Origin of the sequence: Mesorhizobium sp. M1428 (assembly GCF_040317515.1) — a bacterium.
GTDB lineage: Bacteria > Pseudomonadota > Alphaproteobacteria > Rhizobiales > Rhizobiaceae > Mesorhizobium.
This window is the reverse complement of record NZ_JAMYKT010000068.1, coordinates 1-1,417: the sequence shown is the minus strand read 5'-3', so window position 1 is coordinate 1,417 and position 1,417 is coordinate 1. Positions and strand designations below refer to the sequence as shown.

The window sequence follows — 1,417 nt, the reverse complement described above, 5'->3', positions numbered from 1 at the left end:
AAAGCAGATGAGGTGGATGGCTCCCGCTCCCGGCATCTGAGTGCCACAGTGGGTTTGCTGTCAGGCAACCCGAGCAAAGGAGCCATCCGCCATGCAGATTACCACCGTGGGCCTTGATCTGGCCAAGCGCATTTTTCAGGTTCATGCCGTCGACGCGTCTGGGGGCGTTGTCGTGCGCAAGGCCCTGCGCCGATCGCAAGTTCTGCCGTTCTTCACCAAGTTGCCACCCTGCCTGATCGGCATGGAGGCCTGCGGGACGGCACATCACTGGGCTCGAGAACTGACGGAGCTCGGCCATGAAGTCCGCCTGATGCCACCGTCCTACGTGAAGCCCTATGTGAAGCGCGGCAAGAATGATGCGGTGGACGCGGAAGCGATTTGCGAAGCGGCAACACGCCCGACCATGCGCTTCGTGGCGATGAAGTCGGCCGAGCAACAGGCGGCCCTGTCGCTTCACCGCACACGCAATCTTCTGGTCAAGCAGCGCACGCAACTCGTGAACATGATCCGCGGCCTGTTGGCTGAGTTCGGCATCGACATTCCCCAAGGTTTGGAGCGGGCGCTTAAGCTGGCGCGCCAGATAGCCGCGAAGAAATCCACATTGGACGTACCGGCAATGGCACTGCAGATTCTGTGTATCCTGTGCGAGCAGGTGCTCAACACCCATGCCCGGCTCCAGACCATTGACCGGTCGATCCTTGCCCAACAAAGAACGAATGAAGTGGCACGGCGTCTATCGACCATACCTGGCATTGGCCCGATCGGTGCCACAGCGTTGGCGGCCTCGGTTGCTGATCCGGGTCAGTTCCGCTCGGGTCGAGAGTTTGCCGCCTGGCTCGGGCTGACACCTTCGCAAAACTCGAGCGGCGGAAAGGACCGTCTCGGGCACATCACCAAGATGGGCGACCGGTACCTGAGAAAGCTCCTTGTGATCGGCGCGACCTCCCTGATCCGACGGGCAAGGCATAAGCCCGAGGCTGCGGATCCGCGCCTCCTCGCGTTGCTCGCCAGGAAGCCAGCGCGCGTGGCGAGCGTAGCGATGGCAAACAAGATGGCCCGCGTGGTGTGGGCTATCATGGCGCGCGGCGAAACCTATCAGGCGCGTCATGCTCCGAACCTTGCAGCGTAAGTTGCGCAGAAGACACTGAAGCAGAAATCAGATCGAGCCGATCGATCGGCTCCATGAGGTTGTGAGAGCGACGCGATGTGATGGCGAGACCGGTCAGGCCGGGAACAGGGACAACCCATGCGATGTCGGAGGCATCATAGCCTGATAAGCAGATTGGGACCCAGTTCGCCGACCCCATCAGGGCCAGCAGTCTCGAATGGCTGCATCAACAGGCCGGACAGAAGACTGCACCCGACCAACGCGCCATAATGTCGAATTACCTCTTGCATCGCGGGAGCCATCCACAGA

General features: G+C 61.1%; 1 protein-coding gene. It reads left to right on the top strand.

The window, feature by feature from the left end; genetic code table 11:
- Positions 1-91: 91 nt before the first annotated feature.
- Positions 92-1,129, top strand: coding sequence for an IS110 family RNA-guided transposase (locus NKG60_RS32140; protein ID WP_352976687.1), 1,038 nt, complete (start codon positions 92-94; stop codon positions 1,127-1,129).
- Positions 1,130-1,417 lie beyond the last annotated feature (288 nt).